Below are 25,322 nucleotides of genomic sequence, written 5' to 3' on the forward strand. Positions count from 1 at the left end.
CGGCCGAACGATGAACCTGTCCGGCCCCTTCATCCGCCGTCCGATCGGCACTGCGCTGCTGGCCATCGGTTTGTTCATGGTCGGCGTGATCTGTTACCTGCGGCTGGGCGTGTCGGCGTTGCCGAACATCGAGATCCCGGTGATCTTCGTGCACGCCAGCCAGTCCGGTGCGGACGCGGCAACCATGGCTTCCACGGTGACCGCACCGCTGGAACGCCATCTCGGCCAGCTGCCGGGCATCGACCGCATGCGCTCGTCGAGCTCGGAAGGCAGCTCGCTGGTGTTCATGATCTTCCAGAGCGATCGCAACATCGATTCGGCCGCGCTGGACGTACAGACGGCGATCAATTCGGCGCAGGCCGACCTGCCCTCGGGCATGGGCTCGCCGATGTACCAGAAGGCGAACCCGAACGACGACCCGGTGATCGCCATCGCGCTGACCTCGCAGACGCAGTCCGCCGATGAGCTGTACAACGTCGCCGACTCGCTGCTGGCCCAGCGCATCCGCCAGATCGGCGGTGTCGCCTCGGTGGATATCGCCGGCGCGTCGACGCCGGCAGTGCGGGTGGACGTCAACCTGCGCCTGATGAACGCGCTGGGACTGACCGCCGACGACCTGCGCAATGCCGTGCGCGCGGCCAACGTGACCTCGCCCACCGGCTTCCTCAGCGATGGCAACACCACCACCGCGATCATCGCCAACGATTCGGTCGCACGCGCCGCCGACTTCGCCGATCTGGTGGTCAAGACCCAGGGCGACGGCCGGGTGATCCGCCTGAAGGACATCGCCAACGTCTACGACGGCCAGCAGGACGCCTACCAGGCCGCATGGTTCGATCACAAACCGGCCGTGGTGATGTATGTGTTCACCCGTGCCGGCGCCAACATCGTCGAAACCGTGGACCGGGTGAAGGCGCAGATTCCCGCGTTGCGCGACTACCTGCAGCCGGGCACCACGATGACGCCCTACTTCGACCGCACCCCGACCATCCGTTCGTCGCTGCATGAAGTGCAGATCACCCTGCTGATCAGCCTGGCGATGGTGGTGCTGACGATGGCGCTGTTCCTGCGCCGGTTGGCGCCGACGTTGATTGCCGCAGTCACCGTGCCGCTGTCGCTGGCCGGTGCCGCGCTGGTGATGTACGTGATGGGCTTCACCCTGAACAACCTGAGCCTGCTGGCGCTGGTGATCGCGATCGGCTTCGTGGTCGACGATGCGATCGTGGTGATCGAGAACATCATGCGCCACCTCGACGAGGGCATGCCGCGGATGCAGGCGGCCTTCGCCGGTGCGCGCGAGATCGGCTTCACCATCGTCTCGATCACTGCCTCGCTGGTGGCAGTGTTCATTCCGCTGCTGTTCGCCAGCGGCATGATGGGCGCGTTCTTCCGCGAGTTCACCGTCACCCTGGTGGCGGCCATCGTGGTGTCGATGATCGTTTCACTGACGCTGACCCCGGCGTTGTGCAGCCGCTTCCTCAGCGCGCACGACCACAAGGCGGCACCGTCGCGCTTCGGCCGCTGGCTCGATGCCGGTCACGAGCGGATGTTGCGCATCTACACCGTGTTCCTTGATTTTTCGCTGCGCCATGCGCTGCTGCTGTCGTTGACGCCGTTGATCCTGATCGGCGTCACCATCTTCCTGTTCGGTGCGGTGAAGAAGGGTGCGTTCCCGCCGCAGGACACCGGCCTGATCTGGGGCCGTGCCAACTCCAGTGCGACGGTGTCCTTCGAGGACATGGTCAGCCGCCAGCGCCGCATCACCGACATGCTGATGGCCGACCCGGCGGTGAAGACCGTGGGCGTACGCCTGGGCAGTGGCCGCCAAGGCTCCAGCGCGCAGTTCAATGTCGAACTGAAGTCGCGCAAGGAAGGCCGCCGCGAGACCACCGCACATGCACTGGCACGACTGAGTGCGAAGGCCGACCGTTACCCGGACCTGCAGCTGCGCCTGCGCGCGATCCAGGACCTTCCCAGCAATGATGGTGGTGGCAACAGCCAGGGCGCGCAGTACCGCGTCTCGCTGCAGGGCAACGACCTGGCCGCGCTGCAGGAATGGCTGCCCAAGCTGCAGGCGGCGTTGAAGAAGAACCCGAAGCTGCGTGATGTCGGCACCGACGTCGACAACGCCGGGCTGCGCCAGAACATCGAGATCGACCGTGCCAAGGCCGCGCGCCTGGGCATCTCGGTCGGTGCCATCGACGGTGCGCTGTACGGCGCCTTCGGCCAGCGCCAGATCTCGACCATCTACTCGGACATCAACCAGTACAGCGTGGTGGTCAACGCGCTGCCGTCGCAGACCGCCACGCCCTCGGCGCTGGACGAAGTGCACGTGCGCGCACGCAACGGCGAGATGGTACCGATCACAGCGGTGGCCAGGCAGGCGCCGGGCCTGGCGCCCTCGCAGATCACCCATGAAAACCAGTACACGACGATGGACCTGAGTTACAACCTCGCCCCCGGCGTCAGCATGGGCGAGGCCAAGGCCATCATCGACAGCACCGTGGCCGGCATGCGCATGCCCGGTGACATCCGCCTGGCCGATGACGCGGGCTTCGGCTTCAACTCCGACCCCAGCGACATGCTGATCCTGGTGCTGGCGGCGATCCTGACCGTCTATCTGGTGCTGGGCATCCTGTACGAAAGCCTGATCCACCCGGTGACGATCCTGTCCACGCTGCCGGCGGCCGGCGTGGGTGCGTTGCTGGCGCTGTTCGGCACCAACACCGAACTGTCGGTGATCTCGATGATCGCGCTGGTGTTGCTGATCGGCATCGTCAAGAAGAACGCGATCATGATGATCGACTTCGCGCTGGTGGCGCAGCGCGAACATGGGCTGACCCCGCGCGAGGCGGCACGGGAAGCCAGCATCGTGCGTTTCCGCCCGATCATGATGACCACGATGGTGGCGATCCTGGCGGCGGTGCCGCTGGCGATCGGCCTGGGCGAAGGTTCCGAGCTGCGTCGCCCGCTGGGCATCGCGATGATCGGCGGCCTGCTGTTCTCGCAGAGCCTGACCCTGCTCAGCACGCCAGCGCTGTACGTGATCTTCTCGTGCCTGGCCGAGCGCTGGAAGGCACGGCGTGCACGCAGGCGTGAGGCGAAGCTGCTCAGGCGTGCGCAGCGGGCGTAGCAACGCCCATCCACGCATGGCGTGGATCTACGGGTGCGGACCGTTGGTCCGCACGCCGCCTGGATTTGACGCGCTGTAACGAAAAGAGAACAATTCTCATCCAGCCATGGTCCTGCGCCCCTTGAGGCGCCCCGCTGCCGTTGCCGGCATGCCTGCGTGATCCCAGCCACCGACCTCTTCCCCCCATGCATGGGCGGATGGCCCGTGGCCGCCCGCCGAGGATCTCCATCGATGTTGCCCCTTCATTCTCCCCGCCTGGCCGTGCTGGCCATAGCGTTGTCCGCCGCCTGCACTGCACACGCCGAAGCTCCGGCCGAACCCCGCTCCGCCACCGATCTGGACGCGATCAAGGTCATCGCCGAGCGTACCCACACCGAAGCCGGCGCCCTGGGCGACCGCGCCCTGCGTGATACCCCATTTGCGATCACCGCCGTCGGCCGTGAGCAGATCGAACAGCGCCAGGTCGTGTCGCTGGGCGAAGCCTTCCTGCTCGATCCTTCGGTCACCACGCAGGTAAGTGCCTATGCCAGCGGCTGGAGTTCGCCGATCCGCAACCGCGGCATCGACCTGAATTTCGACAGCTACCGGGTCAACGGCCTGCAGGTCTCGTCCTGGGGTACCGAATGGCCGCTGGAAGTGATGGAACAGGTCGACCTGCTGAAGGGACCCGGTGGATTCCTGTACGGCTTTGGCGCACCGGGCGGCATCGTCAACTACATCACCAAGAAGCCCACCGAAGTACCGACCTTCTCCGCCCAGCTCGGCTGGCGCGAGCAGGGCATCGTCAGCGGCGGCATCGATGTCGGCGGCCGCTTCGGCAACGAACAGATGTTCGGCTACCGCTTCAACGCCTACCAGGAGAAGGGCGAAACCTTCAACGGCGGCCATGTCGATCGCAAGGTCGGCGCACTGTCGCTGGACGCGCGCCTGAGCGATGCCCTCACCTGGACCTTTGATGGCGTATTCCAGTCGCGCGACCTGCGCGAGGAATCACCGCAGTATTACTTCCGTGGCCTGACATCGCTGCCGCGGCCGATCGCCGGCGATGTCGACAACAGCGTGCCTGGCACCTACTACGACACCCGCTCCAGCCTGCTGTCCACGGCATTGAACTGGCAGATCAACAGCGACTGGAAGGCCAGCCTGAGCTATGGCGTCACCACCTCGTGGAACGACGTCAACAAGATCTTCGCCTACATCGATGACCTCAACGGCGACTACGACGTCAACGTCTACGAGCTCGGCGGCAAGAGCGAATGGAAGCTGGCGCAGGCGCTGCTGCAGGGCAGTTTCAGCACTGGACCGCTGCAGCACCAGCTGGTGGCCGGTGTCAGCCACCAGACCGGGCTGGGTTGGGATCGGCCTTACGAGTGGAACCTCATTGGCCGCGCCAACCTGTACCAGCGCCATGACATCCGCCACGACGCAGTTGGTTCGCGGGCGATGACGCGCGGTGACGAGACCGTGCAGAAGGCCGTATTCGTCAGCGATACCGTCGACCTCGGCCATGGCTGGTCGGTGCTGGCCGGTTGGCGCTACAACGACTTCGAGACCAAGGGCGCCTACCACACGTATCCGGTCACTCCGACCTATGCGGTGATGTTCAAGCCCAGCGAAGCGGTCACCCTGTATGCCAGCTACATCGAGTCGCTGGAAGCAGGCGGCCGCGTGGGCAACAGCTACATCAATGCCGGCGACGTGCTCGACCCCACCATCAGCAAGCAGTACGAGATCGGCGCCAAGGTCGAAGCGGATCGCTGGAACGCGAACGTTGCTGCCTTCCGCCTGGAGCGCGGCGCCAACATCGATCAGCTGACCGATGCAGGCAAGCGCCTGGTGCAGGATGGCATTACCCTGTACGAAGGCATCGAAGCCAGCGCCGATCTGCACCTGAGCGACGCGCTGACCGTGGGCGGTGGCGTGACCTGGCTGGACCCGACCTACGACAAGCTGTCACCGGGCAGTGCGGCGCAGGAAGGCAACCGTACCGCCGGCGCTGCGCGCTGGAGCGGCGTGCTGCACGCGACCTACCAGCTGCCGTGGGTGGAAGGGCTGGAGACCTATGCCGCCGTGCGTTACTACGGCGATGTCTGGTACGACGCCGACAACACGCTGAAGCTGCCCGATTACACCCTCGTCAACGCCGGCGTGGGTTACCGCCTGCTGGCCTCCGGCCACCCGGTGACCCTGCGTGCCAGCGTGGAGAACCTGGCCAACCGCAGGTACTGGTCCAATGCCGGCGTCGGCCTGCCGCGCACCTTCGCGCTGAGCGTGCGGTTCGACATGTAGGCCAACGGTAAACCGGTAGTGCCGGCCGCTGGCCGGCTCCTCATGAGCCCGGACGAAGGTGCGAGGAGCCGGCCAGCGGCCGGCACTACCGGATATCGCATGGAAGATCATCCACGCATGGCGTGGATCTACCATTTCACACGCAGCCCGCAATAATGGTGGTCGTTCCTTCCGCCGAGCCTGCATGTCCGCACGCGAATCCCGCCTCAGCCGCCTGTGGGCCCACGAAAAGGCCAGCTATGGCCTGCGGGTGTTCATCGCCCTGACAGCGGCCCTGGCCGTGTGTTGGCACCTGGATGCGCTGACCGCGCTGCCCGGGGTGTTCCTCGGCATCATCGCCAGCGCGATTGCCGAGACCGATGACAACTGGTGGGGCCGGACCAAGGCTGTGCTGCTGTCGCTGCTGTGCTTCTGCCTGGCGGCGGCCTCGGTGATCTGGCTGTTCCCTTGGCCATGGATCTTCATCACGGCCCTGGCGCTGTCCACGTTCGGCCTGACACTGCTCGGCGCACTCGGCGAGCGCTATGCGTCCATCGCCCAGGCCACCGTCACGCTGGCCATCTACACCATGATCGGCCTGGAACAGCATGGCGCCCATGACCTGCACAGTGCGCTGGACGCAGTCAGCCACCTGCTGGCGGGTGCGGTCTGGTACGGGCTGCTGTCGATCCTGTGGACCACGCTGTTCGCCAACCGGCCGGTGCGCGAGCGCGTGGCGCGCCTGTATGTGGAACTGGGGCGTTACCTGCAGCTCAAGGCCGCCCTGTTCGAACCCGTGCGCGAGGCGGACCTGCAGCGCCGCCAGCTCGACCTGGCCGAGCAGAACCGCCGCGTGGTGGGTGCGTTGAACGAGGCGAAGACAGCGATCCTGGCGCGTTTTGGCCGCTCCGGCCGGCCCGGCGTCAACTCCGGCCTGTACCTGCGCCTGTATTACATGGCACAGGATTTCCATGAGCGTGCCAGCTCCTCCCATTACCCGTACGGCGCGCTGGTCGATGCGTTCTTCCACAGCGACGTGCTGTACCGCTGCCAGCGCCTGCTCGACCTGCAGGGCCAGGCCTGTGCACGGCTGGGCGAAGCGATCCGGCTGCGCCGCCCGTTCGTTTACGGCGAGAGCAACCAGCAGGCCGGACGCGATCTTGCCGATGCGCTCACCTACCTGCGCGATCAGCAACGCCCGCAGTGGCAGCGCCTGCTCGGCTCGCTGGACCTGCTGGTGCACAACCTGCGCAGCATCGAGCGCCGCCTGCTCGATGCCGAACGTTCCGAAGCCAGCCTCGACAACGTCGACACCCGCCTGCGCGACAGCAACCCGCACACCCTGCGCGAAATGGGCGTGCGCCTGCGCCAGCAGCTCACCCCGGGCTCGGTGCTGTTCCGCCATGGCCTGCGCATGGCGCTGGCACTGATCGCCGGTTTCGCTGCCATCCGCCTGTTCAATGCACAGAACGGCTCGTGGGTGCTGCTGACCATCGTGTTCGTGTGCCGGCCCAGTTTCGGCGCCACCCGCCAGCGCCTGGCCCAGCGTATCGTCGGTACGCTGGCCGGCCTGGTCCTGACCTGGGCGCTGCTGCAGCTGTTCCCCCGGCTGGAGATCCAGCTGCTGATCGCGCTGCTGTCGGCGCTGCTGTTCTTCTTCACCCGCACCGACCGCTATCTGGTTGCCTCGGCCGCCATCACGGTGATGGCACTGACCTGCTTCAATCTGATCGGCGACGGTTTCGTGCTGATCGTGCCGCGCATGGTCGATACGATCCTTGGCTGCGCGATCGCCGCAGCAGCCGCGTTCCTGATCCTGCCGGACTGGCAGGGTCGCCAGCTGCACCGCGTGCTGGCGCGGGTGCTGGATACCGCCGCCCGTTATCTGGAATCGGTGCTGGGCCAGTACCGCAGCGGCATGCGCGACGATCTGGCCTACCGCATCGCCCGCCGCGACATGCACAACGCCGATGCCGCACTGTCCACCGCCTTGTCGAACATGCTGCGCGAACCGGGCCACGTGCGCCGCAATCTCGATTCCGGTTTTCACTTCCTGGCGTTGTCCAACACCCTGCTCGGGCATCTTTCGGCCCTGGGGGCGCACCGCGACCAGGTCGACAGCTACGCGGGCGATCCACTCGCGCTGGCTGCCGGCGAGCGGGTACGTAAAGCGCTGCAGCAGCTGGCGTCGGCATTGACGGCACAGCAACCGGTGTCGGAAGACGACAACGATGCCGATCGTGCGGTGGCCGCGGAACTGGAACAGCTTGATGAGACGATGCCGCCAAAACTGCAGTTGATCCGCACGCAGATGGCGCTGGTGCTGCGGATGCTGCCGAAGGTCAGGGCGGCGGCCAATGGTGCCGTGCGTGGTTTGACCTGAGCGGACGGCATCCACGCATGGCGTGGATCTACCGGGACGGCGGCCCTGGCGTCCCTGCATACGGGCAGGAATGCTAGGCTGCGCCGGTCCAAGGAGGTTCCATGTCCGGTCACAACCAGTTCGCCCTGCTGCGCCAGCGCCGTTTCCTGCCGTTCTTCATCGTGCAGGGGTTGGGTGCCTTCAACGACAACGTGTACCGGCAGGCGATCATCGGCCTGCTGTTCTATCTCGGCGTGGCCGAGAGCGAGCGCACGCTCTACACCAATCTGGCGCCGGCGCTGTTCATCCTGCCCTACTTCCTGTTCTCCGCCCTGGCCGGGCAGATCGCGGAAAAGCTGGAGAAGTCGCGACTGATCGTGATCACCACCACCATGGAGATCGTGATCATGACGCTGGCCGCGGTGGGCTTTGTCACCGAGAGCCTGCCGGTGCTGCTGGTGGCCCTGTTCTGCACGGGCCTGCAATCCACCCTGTTCGGCCCGGTGAAATACTCGGTGCTGCCCTCGGTACTGCGCCCGGAAGAGCTGACCGGTGGCAATGGCCTGGTCGAGATGGGCACGTCGATGTCGATCCTGACCGGCATGATCGTCGGCGGCCTGGTGTTCACCCTGGCCGGCACCCACGGACCGATCGTGGCCGCCACGGCGGTCATCGCGCTGGCCATCTGCGGCAACCTGGCCGCGCGCATGATCCCCAAGGTCGATGCCGGCGCACCGGATCTGAAGATCAACTGGAACCCGATCCCCGAATCGCTGGCCGTGCTGCGCATGGCCAGGAAGCAGAAGTCCGTACGCAACGCCATTCTCGGCGTGTCCTGGTTCTGGTTCGTCGGCACCATCCTCACCGCGCAGCTGCCGTCCTATGCGGTCACCAACCTCGGCGGTGAGCCCACCCTGTACATCTTCGCGCTGGCGCTGTTCTCGGTAGGCACCGGCGTCGGTTCGCTGCTGTGCGAAAAGCTGTCGGCGCGCACCGTGGAGATCGGCCTGGTGCCGCTGGGCGCGTTCGGCATGACCGCGTTCCTGCTGGATCTGTACTTCGCACGCGCCGGTGAAGCCACCGCGCAGGGCCTGTCGGTCACCCAGTTCGTGCACCAGGCCGGCAGCATCCGCATCATCATCGACCTGCTCGGCATCGGCCTGTTCACCGGCTTCTTCGTGGTGCCGCTGTTTGCATTGATCCAGAGTCGCACGCCGAAATCGGAGATGTCGCGCGTGTTCGCTGCGCTGAACATCCAGAACTCCGGCTTCATCGTCGCTGCGGCAGTGCTCGGCCTGCTCACCCAGCGCCTGCTCGGCTGGACCATCCCGCAACTGTTCCTGGCACTGGCCATCGCCAACGCGGTGGTGGCGATCTACATCTTCACCATCGTCCCCGAATTCCTGATGCGCTTCCTCAGCTGGGTGATGGTGCGCACGCTGTATCGCCTGCGCCCGCATGGCATCGAGGGCAACGTGCCCGATGAAGGTGCCGCACTGCTGGTCTGCAACCACGTCAGCTACATGGACGCGTTGATCCTGTCGGCGACGATTCCGCGCCCGGTGCGCTTCGTCATGTACTACAAGATCTTCAACATCCCGGTGATGCGCTGGATCTTCCGCACCGCCAAGGCGATTCCGATCGCCGGTGCGCGCGAAGACCCGGCGCTGATGCAGCGTGCGTTCGATGAGGTCGATGCCGCACTCGCCGACGGCGAGCTGGTGTGCATCTTCCCGGAAGGTGCGCTGACCCGCGACGGCGCGATGGCAGCGTTCAAATCCGGCGTGGAGAAGATCCTCGAACGCCGCCCGGTGCCGGTGGTGCCGATGGCCCTGCGTGGTATGTGGTCGAGCATGTGGAGCCGCCGCGATACCCGCCTGGGTCGCATGCGCGTGCCGCGCCGGTTCCGGGCAACCGTAGAGGTGGTCGCGGCACCGGCGGTGGATGGTCACTCGACCGATGCCGCCGCCCTGGAAGCCCAGGTCCGCACCCTGCGCGGCGACCTCGCCTGAGGGACCGATCACGCCACAGCGTGCCCTGAAAGCCGGCGCCCAGCGCCGGCTTTTTCTTGTCCCGTCAAGCGGCATAGGCGACGGGAACTGGCTGTAACCGCATACATGCGTCGCAGGTTGCGGTAGATTACGCACCCACAGGGGGGAGGTTCGGCCCGTTCACACGGCCGGCCACCAAGGAATGGAGTCTTGCTTTGAATCAACCGCCACCGCTCAGCCGTCCGGTCTACATCCCCAACCATCTGGTCTGGGCGATCCTGACGACGCTGTTCTGCTGCCTGCCGTTGGGCGTGGTGTCGATCGTGTATGCCGCCCAGGTCGATGGTCGCCGCGCGGCCGGTGACCTGCCGGGGGCCTACAGCGCGTCGCGCAAGGCGGGCTGGTGGGCGGTGGCTTCGGCCGTCGCCCTGCCGGTCCTGTTGCTGTTGTGGTTCGGGCTGTTCGGCGGCTTGGCCGCGCTGGGCGCTCTATCCGACCTTTGATTCACCACCACCACCCATCGAGGAGCTTGAACCATGAACACCACCACTGCGCAGGTCCCCAACAATCTGGTCTGGGCCATCCTGTCCACCCTGTTCTGCTGCCTGCCGGCCGGCATCGTGTCGATCGTCTACGCCGCCCAGGTCAACGGCAAGCTGGCCGCTGGCGACGTCGCCGGTGCCCGTGATTCGGCCGACAAGGCCAAGAAGTGGGCCATGTGGTCGGCCATCGCCGCAGTCGTGGTTGGCGTCCTGTACGTCATCCTGATCATGGCCGTTGGCGGCCTGGGCGCCCTGAGCGGCGGCAACGGCAGCTACTGATGTCCCCGGCGGGATCCGGCCGCGTGCCGGATCCCGTACCTGCATGTCCGCGCTTCCTGCCCGATCCCGTTTTGCCCGCTGGGCACCGCTGCTGGCCGCCTCCGGCCTCGCTGCCGGTGCAGCCGTGGTGCTGCGCCACGTCAATCCGTACGTCTCCGGCAATCCGCTGCCAAGCTGTCCGCTGTACGCACTGACCGGCTTCTACTGCCCCGGCTGCGGCAGCACGCGTTGCCTGTATTCACTGGTCCACTTCGACCTGCCCGGCGCGATGGCGATGAACCCGTTGCTGGTCATCAGCCTGCCCTTCCTGTTCCTGATGCTGCTCAACACTGCCGGCGTGCGCCCGCGTGTGCTTGATCCACTGATGCGGGTACTGGCCAGTCCCATGTTCTGGCTGTGGTTGCTGCCCGGGTATGCCGTGCTGCGCAACCTGCCGTGGGCGCCGTTTACCGCGCTGGCTCCGGTGTAGGTTTCCCGCCAACGGCGCAGCCCCTCGTGGTGGTCGGCAGAGGCCGTTGGGGTTGGCCGGGCGGGTGGGCTGCGCAGGGGACGCCGTAAACCCATCCATGGGGGCTCGGGCGCGCCATCCATGGCGCTTACGCCCCTGCGCAACCCACCCGCCCGGCCACGGACAATTTCCGTGCGCGTCCACCACGGAAGAAAGAAGAGAAGATCAAAAGCGGAAGCGGGTCGCTGCGCTCGGCATCCACGCATGGCGTGGATCTACTGTCCGTCACCGGGAACCTGTCGGGGGCAGGGCGGTGTGGGGCTGCAGGACCGTTGGCGCCATGGATGGCGCCATCGAGCCCCCATGGAAGGGTTTACGGCGTGTCCTGCAGCCCCACACCGCCCCGCCCAACCCTCAGCAACCCAGAGCCGCTGTTGCTGTTGCTGTTGCTGTTGCTTTCAGCGGGTGCAGGGCTGCAAGCCCTGCAAAGCCACTACGTCACCCAGCCTGCTATCACCAGCAGGGCCAGCACCGCCAGCCACAGCAGCAGCATCCGCCACACCAGGCTCATCGCATCACGCAGGTCCGGCAGCCGCTGCCACACCGGCAGCAGGCCGGCTTCGGTGTAATCGTGCGCGTCTTCGCGCAATTCGGCATTGACACTGGCACGCGCCACCGCGCCCAGGAAACCGATGCCGCCGGCCAAGCGCTCACCATGCGCTTGGCGCCATGCTTTCCAGGCCGTGTCGAAGTTGCCCACCAAGGCCATCGAGAACGCCATCAACTGGGCCACCGGCCACTCGATCCAGCCCAGCAGCCGCTGCGCCAGCGCCAGCGGCTCCACCGGCACGCGTGCGCGCATCGGACTTTCCGCCATCAATGCCAGCAGACGATAACCGAGGGCCCCCACCGGGCCCAGCAGCAGGAACCAGAACAGCACTGCGAACCAGCGTCGCAGTGCATTGAGTACGGTCGCTTCGACCAACGAAGGAACATCCTCGCGCAGGCTGCCACCGGCCGACTGCAGGTTGCGTGCCGCTGCCTGCCGGGTCGGCGCATCGTCGGCATCGATGATCGCTTCGATGTCGCGGTCCAGATCCCGCGGGCCCCAGCACCAGGCCAGTACCGCCACGCCCAGCAGCAGCGCCGGAAGGCCGAACAGCACCCCGCGCAGCAGCCAGGCAACCAGTGCCATCAGCAGCAGCGGCGGCACGATCGCCAGCGCCACGCCAGCGGCCCCCTGCCAGGCCCGACCACCGTGCGCGTCCAGCCAGCCCAGCCAACGCCGGAAGCCGTCGAAACGGCGCAGCGACGCGGCAGCGGCCGGGGCGACATGGCCAAGGGCCAGTGCCACCAACACGGCGACCAGGGTGGTGAACATGGCAGGTCTCCCTACGAGCAAGCGTTCGGCGTCGCTACCTTACCTGTCGCAGCGCCACCGTCAGCGGTGAACCGTACTGTAACCGGCAGCGTGTTCAGGTGGCGGCAATGCTGGCGCCGCCGGACCCCGGTTGCTGACGGTACCAATGCTCGATCAGGCCCCGCGAAATGGAGATCGGCGGTGACAGACGGATGCCTTCACCATCGTCCTCGACGTCACGTGCGAGGGCCGCTCCCACTTCTTCTGCGCTGAACCAGCGCGCGTCTTCCAGCTCGCCATCCACGGTCGGCAGGTCATCCTGTGCCTGCGCACGGAAACCAACCATCAATGCACCGGGGAACGGCCAGGGCTGCGAGCCGAGGTACTGGCAGGCGGTCACCCGCACCTTGCTCTCTTCGTGCACTTCGCGCGCTACGGTCTGCTCGAAGGTTTCGCCCGGCTCGACAAAGCCGGCCAGCACCGAATAGCGGCGCGGCGCCCAGTTGGACTGGCGACCCAGCAACAGCCGGCCCTGGTTTTCCACGGCGACGATCACTGCCGGATCAACGCGCGGGTAGTGCTCGGTCGCGCATTGCGGGCAGCGGCCGACGAAGCCACCACGGGCGAACGTCACGGCCGTACCGCAGACCCCGCAGAAGCGGGTACGCGATTGCCAGTAGGACATGCCGCGGGCGTAGCTGAAAGCGGTCGCATCGGCCACGGTCCACAGCAGCGCGGCCTGGCGCAGATCGAGCCGGCGCGGCGCGGTGATCGTCACGCTGGCAGCTTCCACCGAGAACCACGCCTGCTCGCCACGCAGGCCGAGGAAGATCGCGACACCGGGTCCGCCCCCCACATCAGCGCCAGTCAATGCCAGCGGCTGGTCGTCATCACCGGTGAAGGCGGTACCGTCCTGGTCCAGCACAAGAATGCGCGCATCGGGCCACAGGCGCGCCAGAGCATCGGCATCTTCGCGCAGGGCATCGGCGCGCTCCAACGGTTCACCCACGAAGGCAAAACCGGAAAGCGGCGAAGGAGAAGTGAGCATCCAGCTAGCCTGCCGCCAATCGATGCGGGTGGCAAGGTCGGCGCTGTGCGCAATCTGCCTTTGTGGGTGCAGGAAAGGCATCCACGCATGGCGTGGATCTACCGACGGCACGGGGCGCATACCCCGCGCCCATGCAATTACATGCTGAAACTGCTGCCGCAGCCGCAGGTGGTCTTGGCGTTCGGATTGCGGATCACGAACTGCGCACCGGTCAGGCTTTCGGTGTAATCCACTTCGGCACCCATCAGGTACTGCAGGCTGAGCGGGTCGACCAGCAGGGTGACCCCGCTGGTCTGCACCGCCAGGTCATCATCGGCACGGTTTTCGTCGAACTCGAACCCGTACTGGAAGCCCGAACAGCCGCCGCCCTCGATGTACACACGCAACGACAGGTCGGGGTTGCCCTCGTCCTGGATCAGTTCCTTGACCTTGGCCGCAGCGGCCTCGGTGAAGTTCAGCGGCCGATCCAGCGACTGGTAGTCGGGCGCGGCAGCCGGCGTGGCGCCGGGAAGGGAGACGAGCGTGTTCATGGACTCAGCATGGGGGCGCCGGCGATGGCTTTCAAGCCATCGCCTCGGCCAGCTTGCGGCGTGCGGCGGTGTCGCCCTTGCCATCACCGGCGTCCTCGCTCTCCGGCGCTGGCAGGGCCTGCATCGGGGCGCTGGCGTGGATCAGCCGGCCGTTCAGCTGGGCACCCGCATTCATTTCCACCACCTGGTAGTGAACGTTGCCGTTGACCCGGGCACTCGGGGTCAGTTCGACCTTCTCGGTGGCATGCACGTCGCCGTCAAGGCGGCCGCTGATGACCACCACCTGGGCGCGGATCTCGCCCTCGATCACGCCGTGCTCGGCGAGGGTCAGGGTCGCCGCGCTGGCGCCTTCCTGGGCAATCACCTTGCCGTGGATGCGACCTTCCACGTACAGGCCACCACTGAATTCCACATCGCCACGGATCACCACCTGGTTGCCGATCAGGGCATCCACCACCAGTTGGCCATCACGGCTGGATTTGCTGCTTCCGAACATCTGCCTACTCCCCTTTGCTGGCCGGTGCGCCGGCCTGTTTCCAGTCGAATACCTGGGTGGCGCCCCCCGCACCACTCCCCAATGTCACCTTCACCCGTTGCGGGGTGAAGTCAGCCGGCAGCATCACGCTGCCGGTGAGCTGCTGGAAGTACCGGAACGAGTAATCCTGTCCCGGCACCTTGCTGCGCTGGTGCAGCTCGTCCCAGCTGATGGTGGCAAGCTTGCCGTTCTTCACGCCTTCCACCGTGAAACGCATCTGCCCCTGGCTGATCGCGCCGCGGTTGAGGTTCTGGGTCAGCACCACGCTGTACTGCCAGGTACCCGCCGATTCCGGGCTGAATTCAATCGAATGGGTGTTCAGGCCCTTGCGCTGACTGGTCGAGCCCACCAGGCGTTCATAGAAGGCGACGTCCGCGCGCAGGCCGGCAATCTCTTCGTCACGCTCGGCCAGCGAAGACTGCACTTCGTTGTTGGCCGCGCGGCTGATGCGGTCCGACGCTTCCAGCGTGGCCTGCTTCTGCCGCAACTCGGTCAGCTGGGTCTGCAGGGTATCGGCGCGCTTCTCGGCAACCTGCACGCGCTGGCCCTGTTCACCGCGCGGCGCGCCCAGCCAGCAGCCACCCAGTACCGCAAGCACCAGGCTGAGCAGCCAGATGCCGGCGATCACCAGCAGGCGACGACGGTCGGCAGGTGGTTGCGAAGCACCGGGCAGGCGGACCTGCACACGCATGGGAGGGCGGTTGTTCATGGGTAGTCTCCGTGGCATCGCAATGGCGACGCCAGTACGGCCCCTGGGGCAAACGACGGGCTAGTGTATGACAGGAACGGCAGGTTTCCCCGGTGCCGGCCGGCGCCGGGCGGTGGCATTCAGCCACTCCATCGTCGATAGTGTGGCACCCCGCACAGTTCCGCCGCCGGAGCCCGCCATGACCGAAGCCCACCTGTTCGTGATCGGCATCCTGCTGGCCTGGCTGGCCGGTATCCGCGTCTACCTCACCGTGTTCGGCGTCGGCATTGCCGGCCTGCTCGGCTGGGTCGACCTGCCACCGGCGCTGCAGGCCACCGAGTCGTGGTGGGTGCTGGGTACGTCGGCAGCACTGGCCATCGCCGAATTCTTCGCAGACAAGATTCCTGGCGTGGATTCAGCCTGGGACCTGGTACAGACCCTGGCGCGCGTACCCGCCGGCGCCTTCCTCGCAGCAGCGACGCTGTCGCCCGATGGCGACCTGGGCACCGGCGCACTGGTGGCCGGCGCGGGCGTTGCGCTGGCCAGCCACGGCCTCAAGGCCGGCACCCGCGCCCTGCTCAACACGTCGCCGGAACCGGCCAGCAACTGGGTCGCCTCGGCGGCCGAAGATACCGTGGTGATCGGCGGACTGGCGCTGGCCCTGGCGCATCCGTGGATCGCGCTGGTGGTGGTGCTGGCCTGCAGCCTGGCCGGTGCATTGCTGGTCTGGCTGGTCTGGCGCACCCTGTGGAAAAGCGTGCGCTGGTTGGCACGTGGCGGTAGCGACGACGGACAACGGCAACCCCGTACCGGCTGATCGGCAGGCTTGTCGCATAATGGCCGCGAACACCAGGAGCATCGATGGCCGCAAACGAATCCGCCGCGGGCCCCCGCCCGGGACGCGCTGAAACCCCTCCGGCCGATCATTGGCAACGTTGGGCCGCCCCCGTTGCTGCGGCGGCGCCTGCCGAGGCACCCTCAGCGACAGTGCAGGGACCTGCATCGTCAACGCCCGGCGACGGTGTCCGGCTGGCGGCTCCGCCGCCCCTGCCGGCCGCCGCAGCACTGCCGGAGGCGGGCAACAGTGACGTGGCGCCGTTGGACGCCGACTCGCCCTACCGCGTGCTGATCGTCGAAGACGACCGTGCCCAGGCGCTGTTCGCGCAGAGCGTGCTGCATGGCGCCGGCATGCAGGCGATCGTGCTCGGCGACGCCGATGGCGTGCAGCAGGCCATCCGCGAGCAACGCCCGGACCTGATCCTGATGGATCTGCACCTGCCCGGGCTGGATGGCATGCGGTTGACCGCGATGATCCGCCAGCAGCCCGGCATGCAACTGCTGCCGATCGTATTCCTCAGCGGCGACCCGGACCCGGAGCGCCAGTTCGAGGTGCTCGACTGCGGTGCCGACGATTACCTGAGCAAGCCGATCCGGCCACGCCACCTGATCGCCGCGGTGGCCAACCGTATCCGCCGCGCGCGCGCGCAGGCCGCAACCCTGCCGGGTGCCAACGGCGCTCCGGCCACCAGCAACCCCGAAACCGGGTTGCCCACGCGTCATCACGTGCTGCAGCAACTCAACGCGACGCTCGCCCAGCACGAACGCGGCGGCGTGTTCTTCGTGGAAATCTCCAGCGCGCTGGGCCTGCGCGAGCGCTACGGCTACGCGGCCTTCGAACGGCTGATGGTGCAGGCCGGGCAGCGTCTTGCCGAGGCAGGCCACCCGCACCTGCTGGCGCGCCTGAACGACAACAGCTTCCTGCTGCTGGCGCGCAACACCGATGAGGACAGCCTGGAAGCAATCGCCGGCACCCTGCGCGAGCAACTGTCCGCACGCGCCTTCGTGATCCGCGACGACGAATCCGTGCACCTGCGCGGCGTGGTCGGCTACGCGCCGCTGTCACCCGGTTTCGACGATGCCAGCAGCGCCCTGGAAGCGATCGAGCGCACCACCCTGCAGGCACGCCTGCTCAGCGCCGGCGTGGCCGGCCACGTGCATCGCCAGATCACGACCGAACAGGAGCACCTGGCGCTGCTGGAAGGCCAGCTGGAGCTCGCTTACCAGCCGATCGTCGCCGTTGCCGGCGGCAGCAGCGCGCAGTACCAGCTGCTGCTGCGCCTGCGCCGTGCCGATGGCAGTGTGCTGACCGCCGGCCAGGTAATTCCGGCCGCCGAAGCCGCCGGCCGCATCGCCGACCTCGACCAGCAGGTACTGGAGCATGCGATGGGCCTGCTCGACCTGTATCGCCACGCCACGCAACCGCTGAACCTGTTCGTCTCGCAGTCGCTGCGCACCCTGCAGCGCGACGCGTTCGCCGACTGGCTGCTGGAATCGCTGCAGCAACGCCGCCTGCCCGGCAGCGCGCTGGTGATCGACGTGCGCCTGCCCGACGCGCTGATCCACACCGTGCCGTTGCAGCAGTTCTGCCAGCGCATGGCCAGCGTCGGCGTGCGCTTCTGCCTGAGCCAGTTCGAGCCTGGCAGCGAGGCCATTGCCCTGCTCACACAGCTGCCGCTGTCGTTCGTGCGCATGGCCGCACGCTTCTCCAGCAGCCATTCCAACCCGGATACGCGCGAAGAACTGCGCCGTTCGATCGAGCAGGCGCATGCCGCCGGCCTGCAGATCATCGGCCAGCAGATCGAGGATCCACAGGCCGCCGCTGCGATGTGGGTCGGTGGTGTCGATTACATCCAGGGCAACATGGTGCAGTCGGCCGGCAGCGACCTGAACTTCGACTTCCACAACGCGGTGCTCTGAGTGTCATCGACGGTCGCGCTGCTGGTGGTGCTGGCCTTGGCCATCATCGCCCTGCTGGTACTGGGCCTGCGGTTGCGTTCGCGCACCCACACGCTGGCGGCACTGCAGCGCGACCGCATCACCCTGACCAGCGAGCGCGACCAGCTGCGGCGCACCACCGAGCGCCAGGGCCAGCTGGAGCACCAGCTGCTGCAGGCCAAGCAGGCGGCCGAAGCGGCCGTGCTGGCCAAGGGCGAGTTCCTGGCCACCATGAGCCATGAGATCCGCACCCCGCTCAACGGCATCCTGCCGATGCTGGAGCTGATCGCCCGTGGTCCGCTCGGCGAGGACCAGCGGCAGATGCTGGCCACCGCCTCGGCCAGCTCGCAGCAACTGCTGCGCATCGTTGATGACATCCTCGACTACTCGCGACTGGAAGCACAGGCACTGGAACTGGAGATCACCAGCTTCAACCTGCGCGAGCTGCTCGACGGCGTGGTGCAGCTGCTGCAGCGTGCCGCCGAAGCCAAGGGCCTGACGCTGAGCCTGCAGCTGGACCCCGCCGTGCGCCTTCCCGTGCGCGGCGACCCGGTACGCCTGCGCCAGGTGCTGGGCAATCTGCTGGCCAATGCCATCAAGTTCACCGCACGTGGCCAGGTGCAGTTGCGCGTGCAGCGGCTGGGCGAAGGCCCCGCCCAGCACCAGCTGCGTTTCGAAGTGGTCGACACCGGCATCGGCATCGATGAGGCGCAGCAGGCGCGGCTGTTCCAGTCCTTCAGCCAGGCCGACGCGTCCACCACCCGCATCTACGGTGGCACCGGCCTGGGCCTGGCCATCTGCAAGCGCATCACCGACCTGATGCATGGCGACATCGGCGTGCGGTCCATCCCGGGCCAGGGCGCAACGTTCTGGTTCGAAGTGCCGCTGCTGAAGGTACCCGGCGATCTGCCAGCGCTGGCACGCTCACCGGAAGCGCTGCTGCTGTACTCCGCCGATGCGCAGCTGCAGCCACGCGTCGAGCGCATCGCCGCACACCATGGCCTGCAGGTACATCTGCTGGCCAGTATTGATGAGGCCATGGAACGCCTGCGCACAGCGCCACGCCCGGGCCAGAGCACCCCGGCATGGCTGCTGGTCGACGCGCGCCATCGCCGCACTGGCGAAGCGGCACTGCAGCGGGCCCTGGCCGAGCGTGGTGCCGACGATACTCTGCAGGTGCTGTGGCTGCAGGACGATCCGGTCGCACCGCGGCCGCGCCAGCAGCAGCTGCACAGCACATTCAACGATGCCGCCCTGCACGCGCTGCTGGCACAGCCAACAGCCACCGCACGCCCGGCAGCACTGCTGGCCAACGCCGAAGATGCACAGCCGGCCGCCATGCTGCCGTCATTGGGTCTGCGTGTCCTGCTGGTCGAGGACAACACGGTCAACCGGATGGTGGCCGAACACCTGCTGCGGGTCTTCCAGTGCCAGGTGCGCAACGCCGCCGACGGCGAGCAGGCGCTCGCACTGCTGCGCGAAGGCGGAATCGACGTCGTGCTGATGGATTGCCAGATGCCGGTGCTCGACGGCTACAGCGCAACACAACGCTGGCGCAGCGAGGAAGCCGATGCAGGGCGCACGCGGCTGCCGATCATCGCGATGACCGCCAACGCCATGGCCGGTGATCGCGAGCGCTGCCTGCAGGCAGGCATGGACGACTATCTGTCCAAGCCGATCACGCGCGAAGCGCTGCATGCGTTGCTCCAGCGTTGGGGCCGGGTTGCCGTTGATCGCGAACATGCGCCGCTGTCGGAACCTGTGCAGTTGCCCGCAGCGCCGAGCATGCTCGACATCGAAAGCCCTCCTGATGACCAAGCACGCTCAACCCCGATTCCCCAGCCGGTGCTTGATCGCAGCGTGCTGGATGAGCTGCATGCGGTGATCGGCGATGCTGCTGCGCAGATCGTGGCGGTATTCCTGGAAGACGCACCGCAGTTGGTGCAGCAGTTGCAGCAGGCAGCGCAGGGCAACGATATCGAACGCCTGCAGGCCCTGTCGCACAGCCTGAAATCGTCCAGTGCCAACGTCGGCGCGCTGTCATTGTCAGCAGTGGCGCGGCGGATCGAACACGAAGCCCGCAGTGGCAGCCTGCAGCGCCCTGCCGTGGCAGTGGCGCTGCTGGTGGCGGAGTTCGCCCGTGCGCGCGTAGCGCTGACCGGCTACCTCGCCGGCCAGGCCCATTGAATCACTCTTCGAGCTTGCTCAGCAGGTACTTCGGCTCACCGATGCGCTCGATCAGCTCCAGCTGGGTTTCCAGCCAGTCGATGTGCTCTTCCTCGGAGTCGAGGATCTTCACGAACAGCTGGCGGCTGACGTAGTCGCCGACCGAATCGGCGTAGGCCACGGCCTCGCGCAGGGTGACCACGCCATCGCGTTCCAGCGACAGATCGCACTGCAGGATCTCGGTCGGGTTCTCACCGATGCGCAGCTTGCCCAGCGCCTGGAAGTTCGGCAGGCCTTCGAGGAACAGGATGCGATCGGCAAGCATGTCGGCATGCTTCATTTCTTCGATCGATTCCTTGTACTCGTGTTCGGCCAGTTCCTTGATGCCCCAGTTCTTCAGCATCTTGGCGTGCAGGAAGTACTGGTTGATCGCGGTCAGCTCGTTGTAGAGGACCTTGTTGAGGAATTCGATGACCTTGGTGTCGCCCTTCATGGGGATGCTCCTGCACGCTGAAATCGCGGGCACTGTAACCCCTTGCGCGCGGCCGTGAAGGAACGCGAATCGTGCGCATTGGCCAGTGCGGCCAGCAATGAAGACCAGGAGAGTGCGGCGTCAACGCGCCGCGAAACGACTCAGGCGACCTGCGCCAGACCCAACACCGGCAACGGCAGATCGTGGGTAGCACGTGCCTTGGCCAGCAGGTCGCCGGCCATGTCCAGGCAGGAACCGCAGGTAGCGCCGCACCCGGTGCGCATGGTCAGCTCGGCCACCGACGTAACGCCATGGCTGGCGGCTTCGCGGATCTGGTGGTCGGTAACACCGTTGCAGATGCAGACGTACACGGGCGGGAACCAAGGCAACAGGCCAGTAGCGGCCTGGTGGCTATTCCAATGGAAACGAGAATGGTTGTCAATCAGAGACCTGAACCATTCTCGATACCGTTCAGCCCATCAGGTGCCAGGGCCCTCGCCCTGCGCTTTCTTCGGCCAGTAGCCGTGGCTGCGGGGCCGTTTGCGCGGACGGTCATGGCCGGCGGTGTGACCCGGCATCCAGGCCTCTGCAGCGCTCTTGGGCATGGCACTGATGCTCTGCCCTGCCACCCCTTGGGCCAACGGCGCCAGATGTCGCAGGGCACGCGCATAGACACCACGCTTGAACACCACCACATGCTCCACCGGGTACCAGAAATCGACCCAGCGCCAATGATCGAACTCGGGCGAGTCGGTATGGTCTAGGCTGACGTGGGCCTCGTCACCGGTCAGACGCAGCAGGAACCAGACCTGCTTCTGGCCAATGCAGACCTGGCGTTCATTGCGACGGATGGCGCGCGCCGGCAGCTTGTAACGCAGCCAGCCCGGTGTCGCCCCAAGCACTTCAACGTGCTCCGGCAACAGCCCGGTCTCTTCCTGCAGTTCGCGATACATGGCCTCGACAGGCGTCTCGTCGGTGTTCATGCCACCCTGCGGGAACTGCCAGCCATCCCGGCGCACACGTCGTGCCCAGAACACCTGCCCGTCCTGCCGCATCAGCACGATGCCGACGTTCGGTCGATAGCCGTCCGGATCGATCACGATGCGGACTCCTAAGAAAATCTACTGGTTGGGACTATCCCATGCCGTCTGTCGGGCCACAAGCACGATCAAAGGTGTTGACAGTCCTGGTACATATCAGCAGAATAGCGGGCTCACCAAGGCTATGTAGCTCAGCCGGTTAGAGCACAGCACTCATAATGCTGGGGTCGGTGGTTCGAGTCCACCCATAGCCACCACGTTGAAGTTGTTTTTCAACGTGAAAAGTGAGAAAATAGTTACACGTTACATTGCCCCTTAGCCAAGCGGTAAGGCACCTGACTCTGACTCAGGCATCGGTGGTTCGAATCCATCAGGGGCAGCCAAATTAAAAAGAAAAAGGCCAGATCGAAAGATCTGGCCTTTTTCTTTCTAATTTGGTCGCACGTCCCAACGAAGAGCAGCCGAGCATCGGCTCGGCTCTACACGAAACCACCGGTAGTGCCGGCCACTGGCCGGCAACCAGCAAATGCATGACCCCGAAACGACAAAAGCCCGGCCGAAGCCGGGCTTTTGCTTTTCCAACCAGCGGGCTCCCGAGGGAGCCCAACCAGGCGCGGTAAATCAGCGCTTGGAGAACTGGGTGGCGCGGCGGGCCTTGTGCAGACCGACCTTCTTACGTTCGACTTCGCGGGCGTCGCGGGTCATGAAGCCAGCCTTGCGCAGCTCGGACTTCAGGGTTTCGTCGTACTCGACCAGAGCACGGGCGATACCCAGACGGATCGCACCGGCCTGGCCGGTGGTGCCGCCGCCAGCGGCGGTGACCAGGATGTCGAAGCTCTCGGTGTTCTTGGTCAGTTCGAGCGGCTGGCGCACGATCATGCGCGCGGTCTCACGGCCGAAGAACTCGTCCAGCGGACGGCCATTGACGGTGATGTTGCCCGAACCCTTGCGCAGGAACACGCGAGCAGTGGAGGACTTGCGGCGGCCAGTGCCGTAGTTTTGAGTGATAGCCATGATTAGATATCCAGAACCTGCGGCTGCTGTGCGGCGTGCGGATGCTCAGTGCCGGCGTAGACCTTGAGCTTGCGGTACATCTGGCGACCCAGCGTGCCCTTCGGCAGCATGCCCTTGACGGCGGTCTCGATCACGCGCTCCGGGTGGCGCTCAAGCGCCTGGGCGAGGGATTCGGTCTTCAGGTTGCCGATGTAGCCGGTGAAACGGTGATACATCTTGTCCTGCAGCTTCTTGCCGGTGACGACAATCTTTTCTGCATTGATGACGACCAGGTAGTCGCCGGTATCAACGTGCGGGGTGTAGACCGGCTTGTGCTTGCCACGCAGACGGCGGGCCAGCTCGGTGCAGAGACGGCCCAGGGTCTTGCCCTCGGCGTCGACGAGGTACCAGTCGCGCTGGACGGTCTCGTTCTTGGCAGTGAAAGTGCTCATGAAGAACTCTTGGTTAGGTCGGGCTCATTGCGGCGAAGGACTCGCCGGAACTCTGCCACGCGTTGTGAAAGGTGGAGCGTAAGGGGCGGCATTGTACGCACCTTGGCTGGCGGGTGCAAGCCTGCCTCCGCCCCGGGTTGGCAGGGGGCCGGGGCCGGGCGAGAATCGGGGTCTCCCCCGCTCCACGCCGTGCTGCCATGACCGTGCTTCGCCAGACCACCCCGCTGGATCATCTGCTGACCGAGGCGCAGCGCGCCCTGGACACGGTGTTCGGCACCCCGCCGGCCAGCCGCCCCTATCCGGCCACGGACACCGGCGAGCCCGGCATGGACAGCGCGCAGCGTCGCCACGCGGCCGGGCTGATGCGGATCAACCATGTCGGTGAGGTCTGCGCGCAGGGCCTGTACTTCGGCCAGGCCGCGGTGGCGCGTGATCCGGCGACCCGCGAGCATCTGCTGGAAGCGGCCCAGGAAGAGACCGATCACCTGGCGTGGTGCGCCACCCGCCTGGGCGAGCTGGACAGCCGCCCGAGCCTGTTCAATCCGCTCTGGTACGCCGGCAGCTACACCATCGGCACCCTGGCCGGGCTGCGCGGCGACGGCTGGAACCTGGGCTTCGTGGTCGAGACCGAGCGCCAGGTGGAAGCCCATCTGGACGAACACCTGGTCGACCTGCCGGCCGGCGACCTGCGCAGCCGCGCGGTCATCCGGGTGATGAAGGAAGACGAGGCCCGGCATGCCGAGCAGGCCGAGCAGGCCGGCGCACGCCGCCTGCCATTCCCGATTCCCGGCGCGATGGCGCTGGCTTCCAAGGTGATGAAGACCATCGCCTACCGCATCTGAAGGGTTGCCCGCACCAACGGTGCGGGCCTACCAAGAGGTGCGGCGGGGCCCGACCAAACCACACGGTGGGGCCCGACCGTTGGTCGGGCCACCTTTCAATTGGGCGACACCAGCTTCAGGCCGATCACACCGGCCACGATCAGGCCCACGCACGCCAGGCGTGCCGGCGAGGCGCTGTCATTGAACAGGTAGATGCCCAGCACCGCCACGCCCATGGCGCCGATGCCGGTCCAGATCGCGTAGGCGGTACCCACCGGAATGCTCTTCATCGCCTGGCTCATCAAGTACAGGCTGATCAGTGCGGACACCACCGTGGCGGCGGTCGGGAGGGGTTTGCTGAAACCCTCGGAGTACTTCATTCCAAGGGCGAATCCGATCTCGAACAGACCGGCCAGCAGCAGATAGATCCAGGGCATGGGTGGGGGCTCCTTACCTTTTTGGGAAAAACGAAACGGCCCGGTGTTTTCACACCGGGCCGTAAGTCGGTACATCGCCGTGGAACTGAAAATTGCGCAGCGCGCCGGTTCCACGGGGCGGGACGTCCCGCCTGGTGGCGATGCCTGGCGGCATCGCACATGGGTGTTACTCGGCCAGGTTGCGCCCGTGGAACAGCTCTTCGATCTCGCGCTTGAGCAGCGCTTCGATCTTCATGCGTTCCTTGAACGACAGGTTCTTGGCCTTTTCCTCGAACAGGTACTGGTCCAGGTCGAAGTCCTTCAGGTGCATCTTCGTGTGGAAGATGTTTTCCTGGTAGACGTTGACGTCGAACATCTCGTAACGCGACTTGATGTTCTTGGCCAGGAAGTTCTGGATCGAGTTGATCTTGTGATCGATGTAGTGCTTCTTGCCCTTCACGTCACGGGTGAAGCCACGAACGCGGTAGTCCATGATCACGATGTCCGATTCCAGACTCTCGATCAGGTAGTTCAGCGCCTTCAACGGCGAAATAACGCCACAGGTAGCCACGTCGATGTCGGCGCGGAAGGTGGCGATACCTTCCTGCGGGTGCGTTTCCGGATAGGTGTGCACGGTGATGTGCGACTTGTCCATGTGCGCGACCACGGCATCGGAAATCAACTCCTTGCCGGCCTGCTTCTTGTCGATCACCGGCTCTTCGGAGATCAGGATCGTCACCGAGGCACCCTGCGGATCGTAATCCTGGCGGGCCACGTTGAGGATGTTGGCGCCGATGATCTCAGCGACATCGGTCAAGATTTGAGTAAGCCTGTCGGCGTTGTACTCTTCATCGATGTATTCAATGTAACGCTGACGCTCCTCTTCGGTGCGCGCGTAACACACGTCATAGATGTTGAAGCTCAGCGCCTTGGTGAGGTTGTTGAAACCCTGCAACCTCAGGCGAGGCAACGGCTTGACCACGGCGGTCGATTCCTGTGTAAG

General features: G+C 65.9%; 23 protein-coding genes and 2 tRNA genes. 13 read left to right on the plus strand and 12 right to left on the minus strand.

Annotated elements, in window-relative coordinates:
- Nucleotides 1-10 precede the first annotated feature (10 nt).
- The 7 genes from HUT07_RS18290 (at nucleotide 11) to HUT07_RS18320 (ending at nucleotide 11,044) form a co-directional block, all read left to right on the plus strand.
- Nucleotides 11-3,133, plus strand: a complete 3,123-nt coding sequence (locus HUT07_RS18290; RefSeq protein WP_176022110.1) for an efflux RND transporter permease subunit — start codon at nucleotides 11-13, stop codon at nucleotides 3,131-3,133.
- A 231-nt stretch (nucleotides 3,134-3,364) separates the two neighbouring features.
- Complete coding sequence (locus HUT07_RS18295; RefSeq protein WP_176022111.1) at nucleotides 3,365-5,422, plus strand: TonB-dependent receptor; 2,058 nt, start codon at nucleotides 3,365-3,367, stop codon at nucleotides 5,420-5,422.
- Between the two features lie 184 nt (nucleotides 5,423-5,606).
- Nucleotides 5,607-7,784 (plus strand): YccS family putative transporter, encoded by a 2,178-nt coding sequence (yccS, locus tag HUT07_RS18300; protein WP_176022112.1) that lies wholly within the window; start codon nucleotides 5,607-5,609, stop codon nucleotides 7,782-7,784.
- Nucleotides 7,785-7,885: 101 nt separating this feature from the next.
- The gene (locus HUT07_RS18305; protein ID WP_176022113.1) at nucleotides 7,886-9,775 is read left to right on the plus strand and encodes an MFS transporter; all 1,890 of its coding nucleotides are present in this window, start codon (nucleotides 7,886-7,888) and stop codon (nucleotides 9,773-9,775) included.
- Between the two features lie 194 nt (nucleotides 9,776-9,969).
- On the plus strand, nucleotides 9,970-10,257 hold the full coding sequence (locus HUT07_RS18310; protein ID WP_117311576.1) for a CD225/dispanin family protein: 288 nt from the start codon (nucleotides 9,970-9,972) through the stop codon (nucleotides 10,255-10,257).
- A gap of 33 nt (nucleotides 10,258-10,290) precedes the next feature.
- Complete coding sequence (locus tag HUT07_RS18315) at nucleotides 10,291-10,575, plus strand: CD225/dispanin family protein (RefSeq protein WP_176022114.1); 285 nt, start codon at nucleotides 10,291-10,293, stop codon at nucleotides 10,573-10,575.
- A gap of 43 nt (nucleotides 10,576-10,618) precedes the next feature.
- On the plus strand, nucleotides 10,619-11,044 hold the full coding sequence (locus HUT07_RS18320) for a DUF2752 domain-containing protein (protein ID WP_176022115.1): 426 nt from the start codon (nucleotides 10,619-10,621) through the stop codon (nucleotides 11,042-11,044).
- Between the two features lie 472 nt (nucleotides 11,045-11,516).
- Here the strand turns inward: HUT07_RS18320 and ampE are convergent, their stop codons facing one another.
- The 5 genes from ampE to HUT07_RS18345 all read right to left on the minus strand — a co-directional run bounded on the left by ampE (nucleotide 11,517) and on the right by HUT07_RS18345 (nucleotide 15,205).
- Complete coding sequence (gene ampE / locus HUT07_RS18325; RefSeq protein WP_176022116.1) at nucleotides 11,517-12,404, minus strand: regulatory signaling modulator protein AmpE; 888 nt, start codon at nucleotides 12,402-12,404, stop codon at nucleotides 11,517-11,519.
- Between the two features lie 94 nt (nucleotides 12,405-12,498).
- A complete protein-coding gene (gene nudC / locus HUT07_RS18330; RefSeq protein ID WP_176022117.1) occupies nucleotides 12,499-13,431 on the minus strand; it encodes an NAD(+) diphosphatase in 933 nt (310 codons plus the stop codon).
- 137 nt (nucleotides 13,432-13,568) lie between these two features.
- Complete coding sequence (gene erpA, locus HUT07_RS18335) at nucleotides 13,569-13,961, minus strand: iron-sulfur cluster insertion protein ErpA (RefSeq protein WP_176022118.1); 393 nt, start codon at nucleotides 13,959-13,961, stop codon at nucleotides 13,569-13,571.
- Between the two features lie 31 nt (nucleotides 13,962-13,992).
- Nucleotides 13,993-14,457 (minus strand): polymer-forming cytoskeletal protein, encoded by a 465-nt coding sequence (locus HUT07_RS18340; protein WP_176022119.1) that lies wholly within the window; start codon nucleotides 14,455-14,457, stop codon nucleotides 13,993-13,995.
- Between the two features lie 4 nt (nucleotides 14,458-14,461).
- Complete coding sequence (locus tag HUT07_RS18345; RefSeq protein ID WP_176022120.1) at nucleotides 14,462-15,205, minus strand: DUF6776 family protein; 744 nt, start codon at nucleotides 15,203-15,205, stop codon at nucleotides 14,462-14,464.
- Nucleotides 15,206-15,383: 178 nt separating this feature from the next.
- Between HUT07_RS18345 and HUT07_RS18350 the strand changes: the two genes are divergently transcribed.
- The 3 genes from HUT07_RS18350 to HUT07_RS18360 are packed head-to-tail and all read left to right on the plus strand — an operon-like array spanning nucleotide 15,384 to nucleotide 20,146.
- On the plus strand, nucleotides 15,384-16,001 hold the full coding sequence (locus HUT07_RS18350; protein ID WP_025874628.1) for a DUF4126 domain-containing protein: 618 nt from the start codon (nucleotides 15,384-15,386) through the stop codon (nucleotides 15,999-16,001).
- A 44-nt stretch (nucleotides 16,002-16,045) separates the two neighbouring features.
- Nucleotides 16,046-17,941, plus strand: a complete 1,896-nt coding sequence (locus HUT07_RS18355) for an EAL domain-containing protein (RefSeq protein ID WP_176022121.1) — start codon at nucleotides 16,046-16,048, stop codon at nucleotides 17,939-17,941.
- Nucleotides 17,942-20,146: a hybrid sensor histidine kinase/response regulator gene (locus HUT07_RS18360; RefSeq protein ID WP_176022122.1), complete on the plus strand. Its 2,205-nt coding sequence runs from the start codon at nucleotides 17,942-17,944 to the stop codon at nucleotides 20,144-20,146.
- 1 nt (nucleotide 20,147) lies between these two features.
- Here HUT07_RS18360 and bfr read toward each other — a convergent pair whose 3' ends face one another.
- The 3 genes from bfr to HUT07_RS18375 form a co-directional block, all read right to left on the minus strand.
- Nucleotides 20,148-20,618, minus strand: coding sequence for a bacterioferritin (bfr, locus tag HUT07_RS18365; protein ID WP_025874625.1), 471 nt, complete (start codon nucleotides 20,616-20,618; stop codon nucleotides 20,148-20,150).
- Nucleotides 20,619-20,758: 140 nt separating this feature from the next.
- The gene (locus tag HUT07_RS18370) at nucleotides 20,759-20,968 is read right to left on the minus strand and encodes a bacterioferritin-associated ferredoxin (RefSeq protein WP_089237360.1); all 210 of its coding nucleotides are present in this window, start codon (nucleotides 20,966-20,968) and stop codon (nucleotides 20,759-20,761) included.
- A gap of 108 nt (nucleotides 20,969-21,076) precedes the next feature.
- Nucleotides 21,077-21,697, minus strand: coding sequence for an RNA pyrophosphohydrolase (locus HUT07_RS18375; protein ID WP_176022123.1), 621 nt, complete (start codon nucleotides 21,695-21,697; stop codon nucleotides 21,077-21,079).
- Between the two features lie 120 nt (nucleotides 21,698-21,817).
- Here HUT07_RS18375 and HUT07_RS18380 point away from each other — a divergent pair.
- Nucleotides 21,818-21,894, plus strand: a tRNA-Met gene (locus HUT07_RS18380).
- A 52-nt stretch (nucleotides 21,895-21,946) separates the two neighbouring features.
- Nucleotides 21,947-22,020 (plus strand) — tRNA-Gln (locus tag HUT07_RS18385).
- A 238-nt stretch (nucleotides 22,021-22,258) separates the two neighbouring features.
- Here HUT07_RS18385 and rpsI read toward each other — a convergent pair.
- Together rpsI and rplM are read right to left on the minus strand one after the other, a co-directional pair.
- The gene (gene rpsI, locus HUT07_RS18390) at nucleotides 22,259-22,651 is read right to left on the minus strand and encodes a 30S ribosomal protein S9 (RefSeq protein ID WP_005411311.1); all 393 of its coding nucleotides are present in this window, start codon (nucleotides 22,649-22,651) and stop codon (nucleotides 22,259-22,261) included.
- A 2-nt stretch (nucleotides 22,652-22,653) separates the two neighbouring features.
- Nucleotides 22,654-23,082: a 50S ribosomal protein L13 gene (gene rplM, locus HUT07_RS18395; RefSeq protein WP_025874623.1), complete on the minus strand. Its 429-nt coding sequence runs from the start codon at nucleotides 23,080-23,082 to the stop codon at nucleotides 22,654-22,656.
- A 197-nt stretch (nucleotides 23,083-23,279) separates the two neighbouring features.
- Here rplM and coq7 point away from each other — a divergent pair, with 197 nt between their 5' ends.
- Nucleotides 23,280-23,924, plus strand: coding sequence for a 2-polyprenyl-3-methyl-6-methoxy-1,4-benzoquinone monooxygenase (gene coq7, locus HUT07_RS18400; RefSeq protein WP_176022124.1), 645 nt, complete (start codon nucleotides 23,280-23,282; stop codon nucleotides 23,922-23,924).
- A gap of 95 nt (nucleotides 23,925-24,019) precedes the next feature.
- Here the strand turns inward: coq7 and sugE are convergent, their stop codons facing one another.
- Together sugE and speD are read right to left on the minus strand one after the other, a co-directional pair.
- On the minus strand, nucleotides 24,020-24,340 hold the full coding sequence (gene sugE / locus HUT07_RS18405) for a quaternary ammonium compound efflux SMR transporter SugE (protein ID WP_005411314.1): 321 nt from the start codon (nucleotides 24,338-24,340) through the stop codon (nucleotides 24,020-24,022).
- Nucleotides 24,341-24,506: 166 nt separating this feature from the next.
- Entirely contained in the window at nucleotides 24,507-25,301 is a 795-nt protein-coding gene (speD, locus tag HUT07_RS18410; protein ID WP_176022125.1) for an adenosylmethionine decarboxylase, read from the minus strand.
- Nucleotides 25,302-25,322 lie beyond the last annotated feature (21 nt).

The sequence above is a fragment of the Stenotrophomonas sp. NA06056 genome (genome assembly GCF_013364355.1).
In the GTDB taxonomy this organism is placed as follows: Bacteria; Pseudomonadota; Gammaproteobacteria; order Xanthomonadales; family Xanthomonadaceae; genus Stenotrophomonas.